The following is a 23,838-nucleotide window of genomic DNA, read 5'->3' as shown; positions in this document are numbered from 1 at the left end:
TGAAACAGGTTTAGTTAAAAAACATCATGAAGAAGTTGTTGTCTTTACCGCCAAATTTGGTGGATTGTTTTCATAAGATAGAAAATGTAGATTCGAGAGAATGGTTTTGTACTTCTGATCCGAAAGGCGCACGGTTGGGATCGGGTGGAGGAACAACCTGGCTGTTAGAGTCTTGTCGTGAAAGAGAAGCGGGAGATTCATCTATAGTCGATTGGTTATCTATGGAAAAAAGAATATTGCTGCATGCCGGCGGACAAAGCCGTCGTTTGCCGGGATATGCTCCTTCCGGAAAGGTGTTAACGCCGATACCTGTTTTTCGTTGGGCGAGAGGGCAAAAACTGTCTCAGAATTTGCTGTCATTGCAATTGCCTTTGTATGAAAAAATCATGCAAAAGGCGCCGGATACATTACATACGTTGATTGCCAGCGGCGATGTATATATTCGGAACAGAGAGCCGTTACAAGATATTCCCGATGTGGATGTTGTTTGTTATGGCATGTGGGTAGAGCCTGGATTGGCTGTTAATCATGGCGTTTTTGTTTCCAGTCGCAAATCTTCCGGCAAGTTGGATTTTATGTTGCAGAAACCTTCTTTAGAGGAATTGGGACAACTGGCGGGTTCTCATCTGTTCTTAATGGATATTGGTATTTGGCTGTTAAGTGATCGTGCCGTAGAATTGCTAATGAAACGTTCCTATAAATCGGATGGTAAAACTTTGAAATTCTATGATTTATATTCTGAGTTCGGTTTAGCTTTGGGAGCAAACCCAAAGATTCCGGATCCGGAGTTAAATAAGCTAACCGTTGCTATTTTGCCTTTGCCGGGAGGTGAGTTTTACCATTATGGAACTAGTAGAGAGTTGATTTCATCTACTTTAGCCATACAGAATCTTGTGATAGACCAGCGTGCTATTATGCAACGGAAGATAAAACCTCATCCTGCAATGTTTGTGCAGAATGCCGAGATACATCAGAAACTGACAGTAAACAATTCCGAATTATGGGTAGAGAATAGTTATGTTGGTCCGTATTGGATATTAAATAATAAACATATTATCACAGGTGTTCCTGTAAATAACTGGAAGTTGCGTTTGCTGGAAGGTGTTTGTGTGGATGTTGTTCCTGTAAATGAAACAGATTACGTAGCTCGTCCTTATGGTTTTAATGATGCTTTTAAAGGAAATCCGGCGGATATATCAACCTTATTTATGGGACATCCTGTTTCTGAATGGGCATCGGAAAGAAATGTGCGATTGCCGGAATGCGAAGATATTCAGAATGCTCTTATTTTTCCGGTTTGTAAATCTGTTGACGATTTAGGCATCGTTCTACGCTGGATGATTTCGGAACCGGATTTGGAAAAAGGCAGGAATATATGGGAGTCTGCCCAAAAGATGTCTGCAAATGAATTGTCCGATAAAGCAAATTTGCCTCGTTTAATTTTCCAACGTGAGGCTTTCCGGAAAAAAGATTGGTCAATGCTTGCTGCTAATCATGAGAAAAGTGTTTTTTATCAATTGGATTTAGCTGATGCGGCGGAAGAGTTCGTGAAAAATAATATTGCTTTACCAGAACCTTTATCGGAAAACGTTTCATTGATGAAGCAGATACATGACCACATGTTCCGTGCCCGTATATTACAGCTTTCCGGTAAAAATTATTCAGATGAACAGCAAAAGGCTTTCTCTCTTTTGCGCGACGGTTTAATAGGGTCAATTGCAGACAATAAACAAACGCCTTGCTTAAACGTCTATCGAGATCAGATTGTTTGGGGACGAAGTCCTGTTCGCATTGATTTGGCCGGAGGTTGGACCGATACGCCTCCATATTGTATGTATTCCGGAGGAAATGTGGTGAATGTGGCTATAGAACTAAATGGGCAACCGCCTTTACAAGTCTATGTGAAGCCTTCTAAAGCATATAATATAATCTTACGTTCAATAGACCTGGGGGCAATGGAGTGCATTACTTCCTGGGATGAGTTGAAGAATTATAATAAAGTGGGTTCTCCATTCTCTATACCGAAAGCGGCTTTGGCTTTAGCCGGATTTATTCCGGAGTTTGCGGCTGAGAGATATTCTTCTTTGGAAGAGCAGTTGAAAAGTTTTGGTTGTGGATTGGAAGTTACTTTACTGGCGGCTATTCCTGCCGGTTCCGGGTTAGGAACCAGTTCTATTTTAGCTGCTACGGTGTTAGGGGCAATCTCCGATTTTTGTGGCTTGGCTTGGGATAAAAGTGAAATAGGAAACCGTACGCTTATCTTGGAGCAATTATTGACTACCGGAGGAGGATGGCAAGACCAATACGGAGGTATTCTTCACGGATTGAAATTATTGCAGACAGGAGAAGGTTTCATCCAATCTCCTAAAGTACGATGGTTGCCCGATTATTTATTTACGGAACCGGAGTTTCAGGCTTGTCATCTTTTGTATTATACAGGTATCACGCGTACGGCAAAAGATATATTAGCGGAGATTGTAAGAGGTATGTTCTTGAATAGTAGTGTACATCTAACTTTGCTTTCCGAAATGAAAGAACATGCTTTGGATATGTATGAAGCAATCCAACGTGGAGATTTTAAAACGTATGGAAATCTGGTTGGTAAAACTTGGGTGCAAAATAAAGCATTGGATTCGGGTACGAATCCTTTAGCTGTGGAGCAGATTATAAATCAGATAAAAGACTATACCTTAGGTTATAAATTGCCTGGCGCAGGTGGAGGTGGCTATTTATATATGGTAGCGAAAGACCCTGAAGCTGCATTACAGATTCGTAAAGTATTAGCGACATTTTCCCAGAATCAGAATGCCCGTTTTGTAGAGATGAATTTGTCCACTAAAGGTTTGCAAGTGAGCCGCTCATAGGATTTTACAAAATATTTGTAGCTAAATGGAATAGAATCATTGCTATTTGGAACATTGCTATTCCAACAGAAATTATACCTTTGCGAAGTTTTTTAATGGGGAAAAGGTTGTAATGATGTAATGGGGACAAAATATATTTGCTGTATTTTCTTTATGCTTATCGTCTGGGTGGCGAATGGGCAAAATACTATAATAAAAGGGGTTGTTAATGACTCTATTACGGGTGAGGCTTTGCCGTATGTTTCTGTATTGTTGAAAGGAACGACTATTGGTTCTACTACGGACCTGGACGGTCAGTTTTCTATATCTACTTCTTCAAAAGTTCGTATATTACAGTTCTCATACTTAGGTTATGCAGAGAAAGAGATTCGAATTACTCCGGGGAGAACTAATAATTTAAAAATAGAATTGGCACCTTCTTCTATTACTCTTTCGGAAGTAGTAGTAAAGGGAGGTAAAGACAAGTATAAAAAGAAAGACAATCCGGCTGTCGCATTTGTAAAGAATGCCATAGAAAGAAGAGAGAGCAATGATCCTCGTAATCACGATTATTTTCGTTATGACCAGTATGAAAAGATGGTCTTCGCTATGAATGACTTTCAACCGAAGCCGAAGAAACCGGATGGAAAAGTGGGCAAATTTGACTTCTTGGTTGATTTTGTTGATACTTTGGAAATAGGAACAACAGTATTACCGGTATCTGAAAGAGAAAAGGTTTCTTCCGTTTACTTTCGTAAAAATCCGAAGTCGGAGAAAAGATTAGTAAAGGGTGCGAAATCCGCCGGTATAGATGAAATATTTTCAAGAGATGGTATTCAGCAGTTTTTGGATGAGGTATTTCGTGAAGTGAATATCTTTCAGAATGATATTCCATTATTCCTGAATCGTTTTGTAAGTCCTTTATCAACTATGGGGCCGAATTTCTATAAGTACTATTTATTGGATACTTTGGAAATTAATAATCAAAAATGCGTGGATCTCGGTTTTGTTCCATTTAATTCGGAAACGTTTGGTTTTACAGGACACCTTTATATTACGCTTGATTCAACTTATTTTGTTCAGCGTGTGAAGCTGAATGTCCCTAAGAAAATCAACCTTAACTTCGTGGGAGGAATGACTATTGAACAAACTTTTGATAGGGCCGAAGACGGAACTCGTATCATTACGAAGGATGATATAAATGTAGATTTTAAATTATCGCAAAAGTCGAAAGGTATGTATGCCCGTAGGCTTAATATTTATAGTAATCAGGCTTTTTCTCCACCGGAGGATGCTTCTATATTCCAAGAAAGTGCGCCTGTTATAACGGATAAGGAGGCGTTTCGCAGGCCGGAAGATTTCTGGGAAATCAACAGGCCGGAAGAAGCCGGCAAACGAAAGCAACATACGGTTGAAGCTTTAATGGCAAAGCTACGTTCTGTTCCAATCTTTTATATTACGGAAAAGGTCGTTTCCATATTGGTTTCGGGATATATAGCAACGAACAAGGATCCGATGAAAAGTAAATTCGAGTTCGGCCCAATGAATACGGCAATTAGCGGTAATGCTATCGAGGGGGCTCGCTTTCGTGTGGGAGGAACTACTACTACGGCATTTAGTAAGAACCTGTTCCTTGATGGATATGTTGCGTACGGAACTAAAGATGAAAAGGTTAAGTATGATGCTATTGTAGAATATTCTTTCAATGAAAAGAAAGAATATCGTAAAGAATTTCCGGTGCATTCTATCCGTGCCGAGTATAAATATGATATCAATCAGTTGGGGCAGCAATATATGTATACTAATCAGGATAATATCTTTTTAGCATGGAAACGCCAACGGGATACGCGTGCCACTTATTTGCGTAATGCGGAACTTACTTATTATAGTGAACATTATAATGGCTTGGCTTATGGTGCCGTATTCAGAAATAAAAAAGAATATGCAACCGAATATTCTGCTTTCGACCGTATCGGCCCGGATAATCAGATAACACCTGTAAAGTCTTACTCTATGACAGAGATGGAGTTTAAATTCAGATATGCTCCGAATGAGAAATTTTATCAGACCCGAAATTATCGTTATCCAATAACATTGGATGCTCCTGTCTTTACTGTAAGCCATGTAACGGCTCTTAAAGGTGTTTTAGGTTCATCTTATACATATAATCGTACAGATGTGGGTATTCAGAAACGTTTTTGGTTCTCTGCTTTTGGATATGTAGATATTATTGGTAAGGCAGGTAAGGTTTGGGATAAAGTGCCATATCCGTTACTGATTATTCCGAATGCAAACCTTTCTTATACTGTGCAACCGGAGTCATATACTTGTATGAACGCGATGGAGTTTCTGAATGATGAATATGCTTCATGGGATGTGACTTATTTTATGAATGGAGCTTTGTTGAATCGTTTACCTTTAGTGAAGAAATTGAAATGGAGAGAAGTTTTCTCTTTCCGTGGTTTATATGGTCATCTTTCAGAAAAAAATAATCCGGCTAATGGAGGAGGAGAAGGGTTATATTTATTTCCTGCCGGTTCATATGCTATGAGCAGTACTCCTTATATGGAAGTAGGAGTGGGAGTTGAAAACATCTTTAAATTCTTGCGTTTGGATTATGTTTGGCGTTTGAACTATAAAGACCATCCGGGAATTCAAACACGAGGTGTTCGATTTAGCATGCACCTGACGTTCTAGAGTATTTAATATATAAAGAGAAAACAAATATAAAAAAGAAACCTCTTTGCATAGATATGATGCGAAGAGGTTTCTTTTTGGAGGTTCCTGGCGGATTCGAACCGCCGTACACGGTTTTGCAGACCGCTGACTAAGCCACTCATCCAAGGAACCAAAATGTTTTTATACAAGTAGATGATTGCTTTTTAGAGGTTCCTGGCGGATTCGAACCGCCGTACATGGTTTTGCAGACCACTGACTAAGCCACTCATCCAAGGAACCGTTATAGCAAAACAACCAGCTTATTTTGCGAGTGCAAAGAAATAGAATATATTTGGAATATCCAAATCTTTTATTCTTTTATTGCTTGCTAAAATCCTCTTCCAGATTGTCCTTGTACATAATTTATAACGGATTCATCCGGATAAGTGTAATCTTTTAAACGGAATATTGTAGAAATAGGAAAAATACAGTTACTTTGTTGTCTGATAAGATAAAATAGAAAATATGACATATACGGAGACAGATATTCCCGGCGTTTGGATTATTGAACCGAAAGTATTTAGTGATGCAAGGGGATATTTTATGGAGGCCTTTAAGCAGAATGAATTTGAAGCATGTATAGGAAAATTTGATTTTGTGCAGGATAATGAATCATGTTCAACGAAAGGTGTTTTGAGAGGATTACATTATCAGCTAGCGCCTTATTCCCAATCCAAATTAGTACGTGTAATAAAAGGTCGGGTATTGGATGTGGCTGTTGATGTACGTGCCGGTTCTCCTACTTTCGGGAAGTATATTGCTGTAGAATTATCCGGCGAAAATAAACGGCAATTATTTATTCCGCAAGGATTTGCACATGGATTCCACGTTCTGAGCGAAGAAGCTGTTTTTACATATAAAGTTGATAATCCTTATACGCCATCACATGAAAGGGGCATTCGCTTTGACGATCCTGCTATTCATGTGGATTGGGGAATAAAAGATTTGTCGTTGATTAACCTTTCAGAAAAAGATAAAAATGCACCTTGTCTGAATGAAGCCGAACTTAATTTTACATTCAAAAAAATATAAATATGAAGACTTACCTGGTTACCGGTGCTGCCGGTTTTATTGGAGCTAATTTTATTAAATATATGCTTTCAAAGCATCAGGATATAAAACTGGTTGTTTTAGATTTACTTACTTATGCCGGTAATTTAGGCACAATAGCCAATGATATAGATAACGAACGTTGCATATTTGTGAAGGGAGATATTTGCGATAGAACTTTGGCTGATGAATTGTTTGCTAAATATCAATTTAATTACGTTGTTAATTTCGCGGCCGAAAGTCATGTGGATCGTAGTATTGAAAATCCTCAATTATTTCTTGTTACAAATATTTTGGGGACACAAAATCTGTTGGATGCGGCCCGTAAAGCGTGGGTGACGGGGAAAGATGAATCCGGTTATCCTACCTGGAAAAGCAATGTGCGTTTCCATCAGGTATCAACAGATGAAGTATATGGCAGTTTAGGTGCTGAGGGATTTTTCCATGAAACAACTCCGTTAGACCCTCGTAGTCCGTACAGTGCATCAAAAACCAGTGCCGATCTGTTTGTAAAAGCTTATTTTGAAACCTATAAAATGCCGGTGAGTATAACTCGCTGTTCTAATAATTATGGACCATATCATTTTCCGGAAAAACTGATACCTCTTATTATTAAAAATATCTTAGAGGGGAAAAAACTTCCTGTTTATGGTGATGGTACGAATGTACGCGATTGGTTATATGTGGAAGATCATTGTAAGGCTATTGACGCTGTTATCCACAATGGAAGAGTGGGAGAAGTCTATAACGTAGGAGGACATAACGAAAAACAAAATATAGAGATCGTGAAACTTACTATCCGGACTATCCGCCAATTGATGACAGAACATCCGGAATATCGTCAGGTATTGAAAAAGAAAGACATAGGCCCGGATGGGCAAATATCTATCGAATGGATTAATGATGATTTGATAACTTTTGTCAAGGATCGTTTGGGACACGACCAACGCTATGCCATCGACCCGACAAAAATAACCAAAGAACTTGGTTGGATTCCTGAAACTTGTTTTGAAGTTGGAATTGAAAAGACCATTCGTTGGTATTTGGAAAATCAAAAATGGGTAGAGGATATAACCGGTGGCGATTATATGAAATATTATGAACAAATGTATGCCGGAAGAGAAATAAAGTAATCTTCCGGTCATTCGGTTTGCTCATTTTCTGTTTCCGCATGAGTATACGTATTGGCTGCAAGGCTGCCCGCTAATTCCGGTGCAGCCTCTTTTATTTGTTTTCGTATCGCTTCACGTATATTGTACCGTATATTGGTGCGTGTACTATCCAATTCTGCTTGTTTGGCAGGTTTTAGAAAATCTTTGTAACGGCATTTTACAATTTTGAACTTGAAGTCATCCATATTTCCTCGAATATCTATACCTAATTTGAATGGTACGGGAGATTTTAATACGGAAATATGGTAATCGAATGTCATATCAAGATTGTGTGTTCCTCCTACAGCTACCTTGTAGCGATCCATTTCAACAAGGAAGGGAAAAACCTCTATTTTATTGTCTCTAATGGCCAAATCCACAGAAATACTATCTATCATATTACGTTTTTTGTTTTTGAACATAAGAGTTTTAGATATCTCAGTAAAAGTTTCACCGTCTAGCAATACCATGTTTTTTCCATGCAGGAAGCAGGCTGAGTTTAAAGACGGGAGGATGATAGACATCGTTGAATCCATCTGGCAGGTTGCTGTAATCTGGCAGTCAACAACGCCTTCGAAAGAACGAAGCATGGGTACTAATGTATCCATAGAAGGAAACAAGCTTATCAGTTTCTCCACTAAAATATGCTCCATGTCTAAGTCAAAACCAGCTGTTGCTCCGCGTTTATTTTTAGCGGTATAAACCATAGTCAGGTTTCCGTCACCCATGTTTGAATGCATATTTAAGTTACTCAGGTTGGCGCTTTGGTTACGAAGAATAACTTCACCTTGTACATTTTCCAAAGATAAATCTTTGAAGTCTATACGTTTGGCATCCGTGTGGAGTGTCATGTCCAGATTTGCCGGAAGCACGAAAAGCTGGTCGGTTGTATCAACTGCCGCTGTGTCTGTTACAGACAAGTTGTGTGTTTCCAGATTGGTGATATTTTCGTTGTTTAACATATCCAGATCGGCAGAAATAGCATGTTGCTCTGAATATTGCATGCCCTTGTTCATCGCTTTCATTATTTGGTTACAGTCAATATAATTGGATGTCAGGGCAAAGTTGCCTTTTAATTTTCCTCCACGAAGTAGAGCCTGTCTGATATGATTGATTTCACCATTTAATGTCAGGTCACTTTTACCTATACGTAAACGGGCGTCGGTAAGAGTAATCGTATTGGTGTTAAACTTTACATTCGTTTGTTCCATTCGTATTGGAATAGGGAAAAGGCGGCTGAATGCCTGCATTTGGTTGAAACGGACATTTCCACGTGCTTCCCATTTACGTAGTATACTGGTGGTCTGATCTAAAGAATCTTTTTTTGTTGTCTGAGATGTTCTTATACGCGTACGTGTTGTTCGTTGGGGCGTATTTGTTTGTTGCCTTTTTTGCTGCCTGGCTTCACGATATGGCAATGCGGTGATGTTGAATTGACTTCCCGCCAACGTCATGCCTGTACGTATAGGAGCAATAAAATATTTTAATGTATCGACACTGATTGTTGCACCGGCTGTAGGTATCCGTTTGTTAGTGGCGGATGCTTTCATTCCACCTTGCAATACGGTATGTCCGGCAGCAATCCATATGGAATCCGGCAAGCGACTGTTTAAATGTTCAAATTTGACACTGGCAGTCAGAGGGATTACTGCTGAAGTATCAATAACCGGAGTTGTGTTGGCTTGCATTTCCAGAAGGTAGATATTTGTATTTATTTCATCTTTATATTTTATATTCATCGTATCGATAGAGAGAGTTGCATTCAGCAATCCTTTTTTGTTTAGATAAATGCTTTCTTTATGCGTGGAACCTATAAAAAAATGTGTTCCTGTAACGTATGCGTCTATGCCAAACGGTTGGCTGAAAGCTTTAAATTGATTTATATCCAATTTCCCGGAAGCCTGTACTTTATCATATCTGCCATTTATTAGGTCGTCTATGGTAAATGCTGTCCGGAGATTGGCATTCAGCATTCCTTGCAACAATAATGTATCAGGATTCAGAAAATCCTTTGCCATCCGTGTAAAATCTACCTGTCCGTTTATTTCTGTATTGATATCCGGGTTTTGGAATACATTTGTAACCTTTCCTTTCATGGATAAAGACGTGTTTAACCCTTTAATCTTTAATTCTTCAAGAGATATAAATGATGAATCGGGATGCAGGCCGTTCAGGTGAAGGTCTAAATCCATTTGTAAAGTATCTATGCCTTGCTTAATGCCGGAAATATGATATGAACCATTTTTAATTTGGCAGCAGAGGTTAATGGATGGAACAATACTGTCACCCAGTTCACCATATATATTCCCGTCTAATATTATATTTCCTTTTGCATGTGTTTTATCCCGGTTTTGAAAATAGGCATTCGGAATGAAACTAAGTAAATCATTCATATCTGCAACCTTCAATCCCATTTTCATGTCAATTCGCATTCGTTGGGTTTCAAGTATTGTCGTAATGCTACCATCGGCGGTAAAAGGTAAAGAATTAATTAGAAGCTCAGCTTCGTGTAGCGTAATGGTGTTGTAGTGGTTGTTTAATTGCAGCTGACTTTTTAACTTTAGCGATAAATTGTTCGCCAATGTATAAGCCGGACTATGGAATAGAATAGAACTGATTCCTGCTTGCAAATCCAATATGTTTTCATCCTGGGTTAACGAGCCGTTCAAATTGAAGAAGAAGCCTTTTATCTCGGCATACGTATTCTGTTGTTGATCGTCATAAGTAAAATGTCCGTTGGATATTCTTACTTTTTGCAGGTCAATGGGAGGCAACGATTTTTGTTTTTGTTCATCATCAGAAACAGTACTGTCATTTTCGCTATGGTAAATATCCCAGTTCGCCTTTCCTTCTTTATTTACATAACCATAAAAACGAGGGTCTTCAATGATTACTTCTCCTATTGTTATTTTTCCGCTAAATAAAAAATCTGTAGGACGTAGCGAAATAATTGCTTTGTGGAAACTCAGCAAAGAATCTGATGGAATAGAAAGACTTTCCTCGTGCATTGTAGAATCTTCTGCCGAATGAGATATTAGTTTCCCGTTCGTAAGGCGTATACCTAGATGAGGATAAGTTTCAAAATAAGTCAATTCAATCTTTTCGCATTCCAGATGAGCATCCAGAAATTCATTTGTTTTTTCAATAACAAGAGGTGTTAATTTTTCGGGAGGAAGAATACCCCATTGAAGTATACTGAACCCAATGGATGGTAAGATGAAAAAAAAGGTAAAAAATGCTATTAAACAGCCTGTAATTATTTTTTTTTTGCTCTTTGTCATGACTATTTTTCTTATTCCTGTACAAAGATATAAATATTTTATACCATTTGAAGAATAAAGGGATGATTTGTAAATACTTGGATGTTTTTACTATAGTTCGTGTTTTGTTGATGCGGAATCATGCCGAAACTGTTATTTTATATTATAAATTTGGAGAAAAACGATCCTGTGAAGCTTAAATAATTAAAAATTTGTTATGATTTATATGGCTTCTTGAATTTTATAGCTATCTTGCCCATACTTATAACAAAATGAAAAAATATTTACTATGGAATGAAAAACACACGGTTATTTTTTTGTGTATTTTCTTTTTTAATAGTTGCCTCTATAAAATCAATGAGCATCAATATAGATAGCTTATATACTGTTCTTGCGGAAAAAACAGACAGTACTAAATTAATCTATCTGGATAGTATTGTAAAAAACAATGTTTCCAAAAAAAGTGATAATATCCCTCTTTTTAATATATTTCTAAACGAAGCGGAAAGACAAAAGAATGAAGTTTTTCAGGCAAAAGCATATTTTCAGATCACTAAATATTATTATTCCCGAGATTTGGATAGCATGCGTTATTATATTCGGAAAGCAGAACCTATTATGCTGAAAAATGGAACGTATGAAGAATTTTTTCGAATGAAAGCATGGTATATTTATGCTTTATCTGTCAGAGGTAATCGGGATGAAATTATTCCCGAAGTTAATGAACTCAGAAGATTGGCCCAGGAAGTTAAGTATAGAGATGGTGAGGATATGGCTAATCAGGCTTTGGCCGATTATTATTTCAAAACTGGATTGTATGAAGAAGGACTTCGTTTATATGAGGAAGTTCTTCATAGTATGGAAACGCGTAATATTCCCATTATTAAACGTATTAATATAATTCGTCAGATATTAAATAGTAATACGGGTATGAACACTCGTTTCTTATATTTGGAGAAATTGAATGGTTATATTAATGAATGCAAGGCAAAAGATATTCAAATGCTGGATGAAGAAACCCCTTTATATTATATAGATTATTTATATCATCGTTCTTATGCCCTTTATTCAATGGGGGTTCTTGACCAGAAGGCAGCTTATGAAAATACAAAAATTGCGGACTCTTTAATGAAAAAACATAATATGTCCCAAGAAGTAATGACTATGCACCAAGTCTGGTTTTTATATTATCGGATGGTGAATGATTATGATAATGCATCATATCATGTGAATGGGCTATTCGATTATTTTAAAAAAACAAAACGGATTGAAAGCTATATGTCTCTTTTACTCCAAAAAGCTGAATTATGTTATAATACTCATCATATGGCGGAAGCTTCCGATTGTTATCGTGTATATATAGATTTGAAAGATTCAATTACGCAGAAAAAATATTATGATGAACTAGCCCAGTTGAGGAATCAGCATGATCTGGATAAACTGGAGCTGAATAATAAGAAAATGGAATTGCAGGCCTCCCATGCACACACGCGGTTACTTCAGATGGGAGGTGGTATGATTTTGCTTATTTTGGTTTGCTGTACGCTGGGTTGGGTTGCCTATTCCCGTCATCGTTATGGATTACAACTGAAAAAAGCGAAAGAGAAAGCGGAAGAAGCGGATCAGTTAAAGTCTGCTTTTCTCGCTAATATGAATCACGAAATTCGTACGCCATTAAATGCTATAGTTGGTTTTTCTCAAGTGCTGGTAGATGAAGAGAATAAAGATACGCGTCAACAACTGGCTGAAATTATACAAAATAATAACGAATTGTTACAACGCTTGATAGCAGATGTTTTGGATATTTCAAAAATAGAGTCGAACTCGATGTCCTTATTTTATGCCCCACAGGATATACCAGCTTTAATGAAGGAAATTTATAATATTATTTTATTAAGAACCCCCGATACAATCCGTTTGGAATTGGCAGAATGTCCGGCATTGGTGCTGGATACGGATCGTAATCGTTTGACTCAGATTCTGACGAATTTATTGAATAACGCTTTAAAGCATACGGATGAAGGGTTTATCCGTTTTGGATATACACTGACTGATACACAGGTGCGTTTCTTTGTTCAAGATACAGGTGAAGGTATTCCTGCCGACCAGTTGGAACATATTTTTAGCCGTTTTGTACAGTTGAGCAATTGGACGAAAGGTGTAGGTTTGGGATTAGCTATCTGTCGAGGCTTAATTGAAAAAATGGGTGGACAGATTCAGGTGGAGTCCCAATTGGGGAAAGGCTCCACTTTCTATGTAATATTACCGATTAAACGCGTATCTTTGTGATAAATAAGTATATTTAAAACGTAAAAACAATGGATTTCCGCCTTAGAGTGTTTCATAGTGTTGCGTGTAATTTGAGTTTTACTAAAGCCTCGCGTGAATTGTTTATTAGCCAACCTGCTATAAGCAAGCATATTCATGAATTGGAGATACAGTATAAAACACCTTTGTTCGAACGGGTTGGCGGACGGGTTAAACTGACCAGGGCTGGAGAATTGCTGCTTTCTCATACAAATGTTCTCTTGTCGGCATACCGGCAGCTTGATTTTGAGATGAATTTGCTTACGAATAATTTTTCAGGAGAACTACGCCTTGGGGCGAGTACTACAATTGCCCAATATGTTTTGCCTCCTATTCTTTCTTCTTTTATAAAAAAGTTCCCGGATATACGAGTCTCTCTTTTGAATGGCAATAGCCATGATATAGAACAAGCACTTAGAGATGGAAAAATAACATTGGGATTAGTAGAAGGAAGTACACGCCAGAACACATTGCATTATAGCCCTTTTATGAGAGACGAATTAGTCGTAGTAACACATACGGGAAGTCAATTTGCCCGTTTTGATGAGTTGACTTTGAGCCAGCTTTGTACTTTGCCTCTCGTATTACGCGAAAACGGTTCAGGTACTTTGGATGTTTTAGCAACGGCGTTGGCTGCTCATCAGATCAAATTATCGCAGCTTCATGTGTTAATGCAATTGGGAAGTACGGAAAGTATTAAGCTATTTCTTGAAAATTCGGACGCTTTAGGCATTCTATCTGTCCGGGCAGTTACCAGAGAGTTGATGTCTGGTACTTTAAAAGTTATAGAAGTGGATGGTTTTAGGGCGGAACGTATGTTTTTATTTGTTGAACCGCAGGGACAAAATGGAGGGATTGAAGAGAGTTTTATACGTTATGCCAGTAACTATCGCTAATTTATAACTTCAGGTTATTGTCTATTCTATATAATGATTGGTTTTGTGTATGTAATCATTGTACTTTTGCACCCGAATAAATTATGAATGAATAACGTATAGAAGAATGAATGTAATCGAACAATTTCTTGGTAAATATAATAAACCCTTATTTATCCTTTTGTTTATCCTCTGTTTAATGCCGTTTATATCACCTGCTGTAGCTCTGTTTCTAGGTCTTGCATTTGCAATGACAGCAGGACACCCCTTTCCTCTATTTGCTAAAAAAACTTCTAAATATTTGCTTCAATTTTCTGTGGTGGGATTAGGCTTCGGAATGAATCTGCATGAGTCTTTGCAAACCGGTAAAGAAGGAATGGTTTTTACAGTCATCTCTGTTGCCGCTGTTTTACTTTTAGGCATGTATCTGGGGAAGCGTTTGATGATGGATAGAAAAACAGCTTATCTTATTTCTGCCGGAACGGCTATATGCGGTGGCAGTGCTATCGCGGCGGTAGCTCCTGTGGTGAAAGCAGACGATAATGAGATGTCTATGGCTCTTGGAACTATCTTTATCCTGAATGCTGTTGCGTTGTTTATATTTCCGCCTATCGGACATCTTTTGGGAATGACGCAGGAACAGTTTGGTATGTGGGCTGCTATTGCTATACATGATACGAGTTCGGTAGTTGGAGCCGGTGCTGCTTATGGTGAAAAGGCGTTGGAGATTGCTACTATGGTAAAGCTTACCCGTGCTTTATGGATTATTCCGGTAACGATAGTTACTATGTTTCTTTTTAAACAAAAAGGGGCAAAAATCAGCATTCCCTGGTTTATCTTTTTCTTCATCTTGGCGATGATAGCAAATACATATCTGTCTATTCCTGAAATGGTAAGCGGCTCTTTGGTTTGGTTGGCTAAAAAAGGATTAACGGTTACTTTATTTTTAATTGGTACGGGACTTTCACGTAGAGTGATTAAAAATGTGGGAGTCCGTCCGATGATACAAGGCGTAATACTTTGGATTTTTATTGGTCTTATCAGTCTTGGGGTAATCATGCTTATGTAATTGTTTTTTATTACCTTTGCATTTCATAATAGTTGGCAGTCGGCAAGTGAAGGCAACGAACTGTCAACTGTCAACAATTAAAATTATGGCTTCAAGAATAACAAAAGGCGTTATCATTTCTTTTTGGGTTATATATGTAGTGGCATTGGGTGCTGTTGCTTTGATATTTAAGTTGATAGCTGATGGTTCTATAGGTTATATGCCTCCTGTTGAACAATTGGAAAATCCGATTGATAAATACGCTTCACAAATTATCTCTTCCGACGGAAAAACTTTAGGTAGCTATGCCCATAGCAAAGACAATCGTATTTACGTAAATTATAAGGACCTTTCTCCTGATTTGGTGAAAGCGTTAATTGCTACCGAAGATATTCGTTTTACCGAACATAGCGGCATTGATGCGCAAGGCTTGTTTCGTGCGATTGTCAAGCGTGGTTTGTTGATGCAAAAAAGTGGTGGTGGAGGCAGCACGATTACGCAGCAGCTTGCTAAGCAATTATTCTCTCCAAGTGCCGATAATATAATGGAACGTTTGTTTCAGAAACCGATAGAGTGGGTTATCGCCGTCCAGTTGGAGCGAAATTATACGAAAGAAGAAATTATCAATATGTATTTGAATAAGTTCGACTTTCTGTATAACGCTGTCGGTATTCAATCGGCTGCACGTGTTTATTTCGGAAAGACACCAAAATCATTGAAAACCGAAGAAGCGGCTACATTGATAGGAATGTGTAAAAATCCTTCTTATTTTAATCCTGTACGACATAATGAACGTACACGCGGACGCCGTAATACTGTTCTCGAACAAATGGTAAAGGCCGGCTTTCTGACACAAGCGGAATGCGACTCTTTAAAACAGACACCTCTTACGGTTCATTTTACCCGTATGGATCATAAGGATGGTTTAGCTCCTTATTTCCGTGAATATCTCCGCTTAACATTAACTGCAAAGAAACCGGAACGTAGCAATTATGCCTCATGGCAATCGCAGAAATTTGCCGAAGATTCTTTATCGTGGGTAACTAATCCGTTGTATGGCTGGTGTAATAAGAATAAGAAGGCGGACGGTGAAAACTATAATATTTATACGGATGGTTTAAAGATATATACTACCATTGATTCACGTATGCAACAATATGCCGAAGAAGCTGTCCGTCAACATATAGGAAATGATTTGCAGCCTTCATTTTTCAAGGAAAAGAAGGGTAGGAGCTATGCGCCGTTCTCTCGTGATGTTTCTGTCGGACAGGTGGATACGATGTTGATTCGGGCAATGCATCAGACAGACCGTTATCGAGCTATGAAAAGTAGCGGCATGAATGAGGCCGATATGCGTAAAGAATTTAAAAAGCCGGTCGAAATGCGCGTGTTTAGTTGGGACGGACCTATTGATACAATCATGTCTCCTTGGGACTCTATCCGTTATCATAAGAGTTTTCTTCGTTCCGCGTTTATGTCGATGGATCCGCGTACCGGACAAGTCAAAGCGTATGTAGGTGGTATTGATTATAATGATTTCCAATATGATATGGTAAATGGCGGACGTCGCCAGGTAGGTTCAACCATCAAACCATTCTTGTATTCTTTGGCTATGATAGAAGGATTCAGTCCGTGTGATGAAATGTTGCATGTGCAGCAGCAGTTGATGGATGAAAACGGGCGCTTGTGGATTCCCCGTAATGCCAGTGCCAAGAGGATAGGGGAAATGGTTACTATCCAGTGGGGGTTGCAGAATTCTGATAACTGGGTTACAGCCTATCTTATGAGCCAGTTATCTCCTTATACGTTCGTCCGTTTGTTGCATTCGTTCGGTTTGAAGAATTATATTGATCCGGTAATTTCCGTATGTCTTGGAACACCGGATGTATCGGTTGGCGAAATGGTAAGTGCTTATACTACTTTTGCTAATAAAGGTATTCGTGTGGAGCCGCTGTATGTAACTCGTATTGAAGATCCTTATGGTAATACGATTGCGAATTTTGCTCCTCAGATGAATGAAGTGCTTACCGAAGATGCTTCTTATAAGATGCTGTATATGCTACGAAGTGTAATAGACGGAGGTACTGGTGGACGTGTCCGTTTCCGTTATGGAATCAAAGCTCCTATGGGAGGAAAAACAGGTACGACACAAAATAATTCGGATGGCTGGTTTATCGGATTTACGCCTAGTTTGGTGTCTGGATGCTGGGTTGGAGGAGAAGATCGTTCTATCCATTTCGACCGTTTGGCAGAAGGACAGGGAGCAAGTATGGCGTTACCTATCTATGGTTTGTATATGCAGAAAGTTTATGCCGATAAAACGTTAGGATATTCGGAGGAAGATGCGTTTGAAGTACCGGAACAGTTCTCTAATCCATGTGAGAACCAGTCTTCCCGAGATACAAGGAATGCTCCTGCAGACATAGGTGGTATAGATAAAATGTTTGAATAAAAATAGAAAAGAAAACAGAAGCCCCCGTTACGTGAATCGATTCGATTATGTAACGGGGGCTTCTGTTTTTTTATCCGTTTATGAACGGGGATAAGGGATTTCAGCTAGCCCTTTATACATGAACTTATAAGTCGGCACTTCTATTCCCAGCTCTTCGGCTGTACGGACAACATAACCGGTCAAAGTTTCCAACTCGGTAGGCTTGCCCAAAAGAAAATCGGAATGCATGGATGTCGTTGCGTTGGCAGGCATCATTTTTTGTGCTTCAATGGATTTGTACACAATATTGCCGGGAAATTGTATCCCTTTGGCTTCTGCGACATTTTTTAGCTCACTGCTAAGTGTAACAAACATGTCATAATGTTGATCTATAACCTGACCGATGTTCTGGTTGAAAAAAGAAGTGATGGTTGCGGCAGGCGATATCATCATGAATTTTTTCCAGATACGAGTATTCATATCCTTGGGATTATAGGCTTTGATGTGCGCGTTTGTCAATAGGGTAAGTAACGTTTTTTGCTTTTCTTCATCTCCGTTTTCCGAACCGAAGAATAACCTTTCCTTTCCGCTGAATTTTTCTACATATCCGGGTCTTATTAGCCGGGAACCAATATAAGTACACCCCTTCCAGACAGGCTGGCCGGGCAGCAATTCTTGTATTTGTTCGGTGATATTAATGCCGTTTTGTAATGGAATAATAACGGTTTCCGGGCCCAGTAATGGTTTTAATTGTAAAATGTTTTCCTTTAAATTATAACTTTTCGTACAGCAAAACACATAGTCCACCGGGCCTATTTCAGCCGGATTATCGGTTGCGAGAGTTGGAATAGCTGTAATTGTACGTATACCGGTTCTTGCTTGTAAGCCACGTTCTTGAATAGCGCGCAGGTTGTCTCCTCTGGAGATGAAATAGAAATCAGCTATTTGTTTTTCTTTATAGCGTAAAATCATCATAGCACCATAGTAGCCTCCTACGGCGCCTATCCCGGAAATTGCAATTTTTAATTTACTCATAATGATCTGTCTTGTATTTTGCAAAGATGGAAAATAAAATCGAAATTGACTTATACAAGTTTTAGTTCTTTCAGAAAATCCGGTATGCATTGTTCAAAATCTACCCCAAACCGGTAATCTGTTTGCGCTTTGTATGTCCTTAATATACTGTTGGCTGTAAAACGTACGGCTATAGCTGTCGATTCTACCAGATTGAAGTTGTTAAGCAGGGCCGATAACAATGCGCTGGCAAAAACGTCACCTGTCCCGTGATAATAACCGGGTATTCTTTTTACAAAGAAATAGCCGGTGGTGTTAGAGGCTGTTTCGTAAGTGGCGGCGCCCAATTCGTCTTCTTTGAAATATACACCGGTTAATACAATCTTCTTCGGTCCGAGTTTACTCAACTTTTTCAATGTGTTTTCTATATAGGCTTGCGTATAGGGACCAGGTTGATATGGTTCATCCAGAAGCAATGCGGCTTCTGTCAGATTGGGGACGATAATGTCTGCTTTTTCGCATAAAGATCTCATACCCTTTGCAAAATCGAGAGTGAATATTTTATATAATTCTCCGTTATCGGCCATTACTGGATCAACAAGAATCAGATTCTTGTCTGTTCTAAACTGATGGAAAAATTCTTTTACAATATCCAACTGTTCAAAGGAGCCCAGGAAACCGCTATATATGGCATCAAACTGGATATCCAAAGACTTCCAGTGTTTTGTAATAGGACGCATATCTTCTGTGAGATCACGGTAAGTATAACCGTCAATGCCTCCTGTATGAGTGGATAAAACGGCTGTCGGAAGTGCGCTTACTTCAATACCAGCGGCCGATATTATAGGGAGTGCAACCGTTAGGGAACATTTGCCGAAGCCGGATAAATCATGAATGGCTGCTACGCGTTTTAAATAGGTTTTATTTTTCATCTTTAATATGTTGTTTAATCTACAATTTAGTTCTTTACAATTTTATGACTGATTCTGCCGTCTGCCGTAAAGATATGGAGAATGTAAATATCCTGCGGATATTGGGTATAAGAAAGTGAAACAGTCCGGCTGTTTATTCCTTCCTGTTTGTTTAGCATACGTCCGTTTGTATCGTACAACGTTACTTCATGGATTACCGACGGTGAGTTGACGGCTATATTTCCTTCGCCGTCTGATGCGATGGATATATTCAGGTCGTTTTCAATCTTATCTGTAGATGTCGGATTACTTATTACTATTTCGTCGGTCGTGTTTCCGCTTTTGCGAACCCATTTCCAATTATCGGAATCACTGCTTTTGTACATTAGCCGGATACGGTCTGTGGAAGCGATATTAGTCGTTATTATACATGGGAATTCTCCGGCAGTTCCATTGTCAATTTCCAAAGCGGTCAGGGTTTCTTGCGGAGAAATGAATTGTTTGGTATTTCCGCTTTGGTCAACTAAAGCCAAAGCGATAGTCCCTGTGAAATCCCGTATGCTGAAATTACCTATGAATCCGGCCTTTACCATAAACTCGGTGTTTGAAATAATAGGAGATGTGGTAGTCGATAGTCCGTTGAATATTTCACCGTCGCTTTCTCCGGCAAATAAATAAAGTACATCCTGATAAGAGGAGTTGGCTTCTGCTTTTTTTAAGCTTATCATAGCGCTTTGGTTGACGGAGAAGCCTCCGCCGCTATTGCCTCCTGTTCCTTGAACTTCCGGTTCCAGTACGGATAGCAGATAAAAACCATTGGCAAGTCCGCTCCAACCCCAGTTCACATGGAAGTAGTTGCTCTCATTGTAACCATCCAGAATAAATTGATGCCCCTCCTGTTTGTCATTCTGCCCGGCGTAAACAACGGGACGGTTATTATTTAGCTCGTTTTTAATGATATTTTCCCATTCCGTATCCTGATACCCATTCCGTTGTAATACCTGAAGTGATTTATCATATTTCATATAGTTCACTAGCCCCTGTGCTGCCGTTAAAGTAAGAGCGCCGCTGTTATCCGGAGCGTAATCCATATTTGAAAAGACGCCGCAATCATACATTAATGTTGCTACGTTTTGTGCTTGTTCGCTTGTGTATTCTCCTGCCGTATAAGTAGCAGGCATATTATCCCATGCGTAAGGAGTATCAAATGTTGCAGACAGAGTGAAACCGTATGTTGTAGAGGTGTAAGTATGGCTGTCTTGTCCTACATCCGGCCATTTATGATATTGCATGGCAATGGCAGTCGACGTCGCAACACATCCGGTAGGTGTTTTTTCTCCGTTTACACTGGGGCATAAATTATTGTATGGTGCCATCTGATCCCATAATACGGTTGTAAGTTGTACACCGTCTGCTTTTAATTGGTAACTGGCGTTACGGAGATTGCTCCAGGCTTCTTTCACTTTTTTAGAGACGGAGGATGTATTCTTCCTTACCCATGAAATTTGTTGCCTGTAACCTTCGAACCAGGCTTTCAGATTTGGAGGCATGGAGTCTGCCTTAAAGGGGTATTGCATACTGTATCCAAGGATAGGATATACGTTATCGTCTCCGGCGATAGCTATAAAGCCTTTTTTATCGGTTAAGTTGAATACGTAAAAACTGGCTTTTGTTTCTGCGGTCGATTTTGTCATCGTGACATCAGACCATACCGGAACTAATTCTATTTGTTTGGCTCTGGTTTGTGGAAAATTACTGTTCATAAAACTGAGAGCCACATTTTCCGCCTGTTTTAAATCAACAGGAGTTGCATTTATCGATATTACCGACGATACGGCAAAAAGAAAAGTAAAAAAACGTCTCATGTACATTTTGTTTTAGCGTTTATACTATTATTCGGGTGTCATTAGATATTCATAACAATGGAAATGAATAGATGGTTGTTTATAAACAGTTAAGGGATTGATGATAATAGGTGTATGCGATTAAGGTTTTCTGCTTTTTAATGTACTGTAATTTCGATTAAAGTAAAAGTGTTGAGGAAGACGGTTTTATTTAAATATGAAATAGGGAGCAGGCTTTTTTCAATGGAAGATATGTGATTGTAATTCTTTGTGGCTGCAAATTGTTTTTTGATTTTCAAATTAGTTTCAAATCGGTATGAATTTAACAATTTCGTTTTTGTTAGATTCATCGTTTTGACTATTTTACAGCATAAAACATTAATATCCTTTTTTTGCCGATTGAAACATCATATACTTCATATGTGAAGGATTTTTTATCAATGGATATTGTTGCATCAAAATTATTAAAACAATCATCACAGTCCTGAATACTTTGAATTGTTAGAAGGAGTTTAGATGCTTCTGTTTTATATTTTCCTTTTGTTTTAGAATATAATTGACCTTCACGTCCTTCATATCTATGTTCGATTTCAATAGTTCCATCTAGTTTGAAATAGTAAGTAACATAGATTGTTTGGTGTGATGATGGTAGCCAGTCTGCTGCTGCATATATATGTCCTGCCAGATCAGAAAACTCTCCGTCCGGTATTTTCCTGTACGTAACATCTCCTACAAACAATTCATCTGCATTTATTTTATAGGACGATTGTTCAGTTTCTCCATTTAAGTAGTTAAGAGATAACTCTTTGTTTGAAACACTCCATGTAAATGATTCTTTATCTTCCAATTTACCTAAATTATAATTTTCCCATGATCCTGTCATATCCTTATCTAAGGATAAAAGGAAGATCTCTTTAATACCGGCTTCTTCTGAAATGTATTTGCCTGTTAAATCGACATTAGAGGTTTCATCGTCTTTGCTGCATCCTGTAAATGCAAGAAGTATAGTTAATAATAATATGAGTTTCTTCATTATTTCCTTTATTCAATTACTAGTATTCTTTGTCTTCATACCCTGATAGATATCCACACTTTGCATGAACGTGCACAAAGAAAACCATTTTTATCCGATTGTCAAATAATATAAACACATTAAATTCGGCTGTTTTTGGCATTTTTTCCGTTGAAATGGGATAAAAACAAAAACAGCACTTCACAGATTAAACTGTAAAATGCTGTTTATTAACTTGTTGCTTATCTGTGACCCGGGAGGGGCTCGAACCCTCGACCCAATGATTAAGAGTCATTTGCTCTACCAACTGAGCTACCGAGTCGGAATTTTTTTTGTTGGATATTCTATTTATCAAGTGACCTGGGAGGGGCTCGAACCCTCGACCCAATGATTAAGAGTCATTTGCTCTACCAACTGAGCTACCAAGTCATTTCTCTCTTTATTGCGGGTGCAAAGATAGAGTTTTAATTTTTCTCCGCAAACTTTTCTTTGCTTTTTTTGAATATATATATTTACTCAAAATCGAATAGCTCAGAAGGGGTTGTGCGTTTTAAAGCCGTTAGTAAAACGTCTTTTCCAACACGTATTCCTTCCTCAAACAAACGTATGTCTATTGTCTTATATGCCAGTTCCGGATGGTTGTTGTCACGGCTGAGGTGGCATAGCCAGATGTGTTTCAGCTTCGGATCGTAATGAGTTGCAAGAAATTCGGCGGCTTCACGGTTGCTAAGGTGACCTGTCGGACTGGCTACGCGTTCTTTTAAGAAAGCGGGGTAAGTACCGAACCTCAGCATTTCCTCATCATAGTTCGCCTCTATAATCAACTCCGTCGCTTTACACATATATTTACTTACAGTCTCAGTGATATGCCCTACATCGGTGGCAAAAGTAAATTTATGCTCTCCGTATTCTATATGGTAACCTACGCTGTCGGTACTGTCGTGCGGAACTTCGAAAGCGGTAATCCGGAAATCCCGTATCATAAAAGGCACTTCTTTTTCTATAATTTTGCGCGAACGGATTAATGTTTCTTCTACATACCTGCTTTTATCTATCCCTTTGTGTACTCCTTCGGTGGAGTAGACCGGTATACAAAGCTTTTCGCCTAAGTAGCCAACGGTTTTGATATGGTCTGCATGATCGTGTGTAATTAAGATCGCAACAATCCTGGAAAAATCGATATCCCGGTCTTTCAACACTTTCTTTATTGTACGTATTCCGATGCCTGCATCAATTAGCACCCCGAATTCGGAGGTACCCAGATAATAGCAGTTACCGCTGCTTCCGCTTGCTAAACTTAGAAATGATAGTTTCATAATCTTATATTCCGCATCACTGCTTTTGTATTCTACATAACGTTTTCCGTACCTGTTT

14 protein-coding genes and 4 tRNA genes are annotated in these 23,838 nt (G+C 38.7%); 8 read left to right on the top strand and 10 right to left on the bottom strand.

Annotated features, from left to right (window positions below; translation table 11 throughout):
* Window positions 1-26: 26 nt before the first annotated feature.
* Window positions 27-2,864, top strand: a complete 2,838-nt coding sequence (locus C1721_RS00265) for a bifunctional fucokinase/fucose-1-phosphate guanylyltransferase (RefSeq protein ID WP_102406073.1) — start codon at window positions 27-29, stop codon at window positions 2,862-2,864.
* A 120-nt stretch (window positions 2,865-2,984) separates the two neighbouring features.
* On the top strand, window positions 2,985-5,540 hold the full coding sequence (locus C1721_RS00260; RefSeq protein WP_102406071.1) for a DUF5686 and carboxypeptidase-like regulatory domain-containing protein: 2,556 nt from the start codon (window positions 2,985-2,987) through the stop codon (window positions 5,538-5,540).
* A 78-nt stretch (window positions 5,541-5,618) separates the two neighbouring features.
* On the opposite strand, the gene C1721_RS00255 is transcribed toward C1721_RS00260, so the two are convergent.
* Together C1721_RS00255 and C1721_RS00250 are read right to left on the bottom strand one after the other, a co-directional pair.
* Window positions 5,619-5,693, bottom strand: a tRNA-Cys gene (locus C1721_RS00255).
* A gap of 36 nt (window positions 5,694-5,729) precedes the next feature.
* Window positions 5,730-5,801, bottom strand: a tRNA-Cys gene (locus tag C1721_RS00250).
* A gap of 225 nt (window positions 5,802-6,026) precedes the next feature.
* On the opposite strand from C1721_RS00250, the gene rfbC reads away from it, so the two are divergent.
* Together rfbC and rfbB are read left to right on the top strand one after the other, a co-directional pair.
* Window positions 6,027-6,593, top strand: a complete 567-nt coding sequence (rfbC, locus tag C1721_RS00245; RefSeq protein WP_102406069.1) for a dTDP-4-dehydrorhamnose 3,5-epimerase — start codon at window positions 6,027-6,029, stop codon at window positions 6,591-6,593.
* A 2-nt stretch (window positions 6,594-6,595) separates the two neighbouring features.
* Window positions 6,596-7,744 carry a dTDP-glucose 4,6-dehydratase gene (gene rfbB, locus C1721_RS00240; protein WP_102406067.1) on the top strand — a complete coding sequence of 383 codons (1,149 nt, stop codon included), beginning with the start codon at window positions 6,596-6,598 and terminating at the stop codon, window positions 7,742-7,744.
* A gap of 8 nt (window positions 7,745-7,752) precedes the next feature.
* Here rfbB and C1721_RS00235 read toward each other — a convergent pair whose 3' ends face one another.
* Window positions 7,753-11,043: an AsmA family protein gene (locus tag C1721_RS00235; protein ID WP_102406065.1), complete on the bottom strand. Its 3,291-nt coding sequence runs from the start codon at window positions 11,041-11,043 to the stop codon at window positions 7,753-7,755.
* 336 nt (window positions 11,044-11,379) lie between these two features.
* Between C1721_RS00235 and C1721_RS16140 the strand changes: the two genes are divergently transcribed.
* From C1721_RS16140 to C1721_RS00215, 4 genes are all read left to right on the top strand, one after another.
* Window positions 11,380-13,311, top strand: a complete 1,932-nt coding sequence (locus C1721_RS16140) for a sensor histidine kinase (RefSeq protein ID WP_199830386.1) — start codon at window positions 11,380-11,382, stop codon at window positions 13,309-13,311.
* 29 nt (window positions 13,312-13,340) lie between these two features.
* A complete protein-coding gene (locus C1721_RS00225) occupies window positions 13,341-14,225 on the top strand; it encodes a LysR family transcriptional regulator (protein WP_102406063.1) in 885 nt (294 codons plus the stop codon).
* Between the two features lie 178 nt (window positions 14,226-14,403).
* Entirely contained in the window at window positions 14,404-15,273 is an 870-nt protein-coding gene (locus C1721_RS00220) for a YeiH family protein (RefSeq protein ID WP_420872725.1), read from the top strand.
* An 85-nt stretch (window positions 15,274-15,358) separates the two neighbouring features.
* Complete coding sequence (locus C1721_RS00215; RefSeq protein WP_102409164.1) at window positions 15,359-17,704, top strand: transglycosylase domain-containing protein; 2,346 nt, start codon at window positions 15,359-15,361, stop codon at window positions 17,702-17,704.
* A 78-nt stretch (window positions 17,705-17,782) separates the two neighbouring features.
* Here the strand turns inward: C1721_RS00215 and C1721_RS00210 are convergent, their stop codons facing one another.
* The 7 genes from C1721_RS00210 to C1721_RS00180 all read right to left on the bottom strand — a co-directional run bounded on the left by C1721_RS00210 (window position 17,783) and on the right by C1721_RS00180 (window position 23,780).
* A complete protein-coding gene (locus C1721_RS00210) occupies window positions 17,783-18,718 on the bottom strand; it encodes a ketopantoate reductase family protein (protein WP_102406059.1) in 936 nt (311 codons plus the stop codon).
* A gap of 50 nt (window positions 18,719-18,768) precedes the next feature.
* Window positions 18,769-19,629, bottom strand: coding sequence for a pyridoxamine kinase (locus C1721_RS00205; protein ID WP_102406057.1), 861 nt, complete (start codon window positions 19,627-19,629; stop codon window positions 18,769-18,771).
* Window positions 19,630-19,655: 26 nt separating this feature from the next.
* Window positions 19,656-21,473 carry a thiol protease/hemagglutinin PrtT gene (locus tag C1721_RS00200; protein WP_102406055.1) on the bottom strand — a complete coding sequence of 606 codons (1,818 nt, stop codon included), beginning with the start codon at window positions 21,471-21,473 and terminating at the stop codon, window positions 19,656-19,658.
* A gap of 337 nt (window positions 21,474-21,810) precedes the next feature.
* Window positions 21,811-22,485 carry a hypothetical protein gene (locus C1721_RS00195; protein WP_102406053.1) on the bottom strand — a complete coding sequence of 225 codons (675 nt, stop codon included), beginning with the start codon at window positions 22,483-22,485 and terminating at the stop codon, window positions 21,811-21,813.
* A gap of 228 nt (window positions 22,486-22,713) precedes the next feature.
* Window positions 22,714-22,786: transfer RNA gene (locus tag C1721_RS00190), tRNA-Lys, on the bottom strand.
* A gap of 34 nt (window positions 22,787-22,820) precedes the next feature.
* Window positions 22,821-22,893, bottom strand: a tRNA-Lys gene (locus tag C1721_RS00185).
* A gap of 83 nt (window positions 22,894-22,976) precedes the next feature.
* Complete coding sequence (locus tag C1721_RS00180) at window positions 22,977-23,780, bottom strand: MBL fold metallo-hydrolase (protein WP_102406050.1); 804 nt, start codon at window positions 23,778-23,780, stop codon at window positions 22,977-22,979.
* Window positions 23,781-23,838: the final 58 nt, after the last annotated feature.

The sequence above is a fragment of the Parabacteroides bouchesdurhonensis genome (genome assembly GCF_900186615.1).
GTDB classification, from domain to species: Bacteria; Bacteroidota; Bacteroidia; order Bacteroidales; family Tannerellaceae; genus Parabacteroides; species Parabacteroides bouchesdurhonensis.
Note: the sequence above shows the minus strand (reverse complement) of the source record. Positions and strands in the feature narration are given on the sequence as shown.

Coding starts and splice junctions, on each gene's coding strand:
- C1721_RS00265 (WP_102406073.1), top strand. CDS start 27: ATGAAGAAGTTGTTGTCTTTACCGCCAAATTTGGTGGATTGTTTTCAT.
- C1721_RS00260 (WP_102406071.1), top strand. CDS start 2,985: ATGGGGACAAAATATATTTGCTGTATTTTCTTTATGCTTATCGTCTGG.
- rfbC (WP_102406069.1), top strand. CDS start 6,027: ATGACATATACGGAGACAGATATTCCCGGCGTTTGGATTATTGAACCG.
- rfbB (WP_102406067.1), top strand. CDS start 6,596: ATGAAGACTTACCTGGTTACCGGTGCTGCCGGTTTTATTGGAGCTAAT.
- C1721_RS00235 (WP_102406065.1), bottom strand. CDS start 11,043: ATGACAAAGAGCAAAAAAAAAATAATTACAGGCTGTTTAATAGCATTT.
- C1721_RS16140 (WP_199830386.1), top strand. CDS start 11,380: ATGAGCATCAATATAGATAGCTTATATACTGTTCTTGCGGAAAAAACA.
- C1721_RS00225 (WP_102406063.1), top strand. CDS start 13,341: ATGGATTTCCGCCTTAGAGTGTTTCATAGTGTTGCGTGTAATTTGAGT.
- C1721_RS00220 (WP_420872725.1), top strand. CDS start 14,404: ATGCCGTTTATATCACCTGCTGTAGCTCTGTTTCTAGGTCTTGCATTT.
- C1721_RS00215 (WP_102409164.1), top strand. CDS start 15,359: ATGGCTTCAAGAATAACAAAAGGCGTTATCATTTCTTTTTGGGTTATA.
- C1721_RS00210 (WP_102406059.1), bottom strand. CDS start 18,718: ATGAGTAAATTAAAAATTGCAATTTCCGGGATAGGCGCCGTAGGAGGC.
- C1721_RS00205 (WP_102406057.1), bottom strand. CDS start 19,629: ATGAAAAATAAAACCTATTTAAAACGCGTAGCAGCCATTCATGATTTA.
- C1721_RS00200 (WP_102406055.1), bottom strand. CDS start 21,473: ATGAGACGTTTTTTTACTTTTCTTTTTGCCGTATCGTCGGTAATATCG.
- C1721_RS00195 (WP_102406053.1), bottom strand. CDS start 22,485: ATGAAGAAACTCATATTATTATTAACTATACTTCTTGCATTTACAGGA.
- C1721_RS00180 (WP_102406050.1), bottom strand. CDS start 23,780: ATGAAACTATCATTTCTAAGTTTAGCAAGCGGAAGCAGCGGTAACTGC.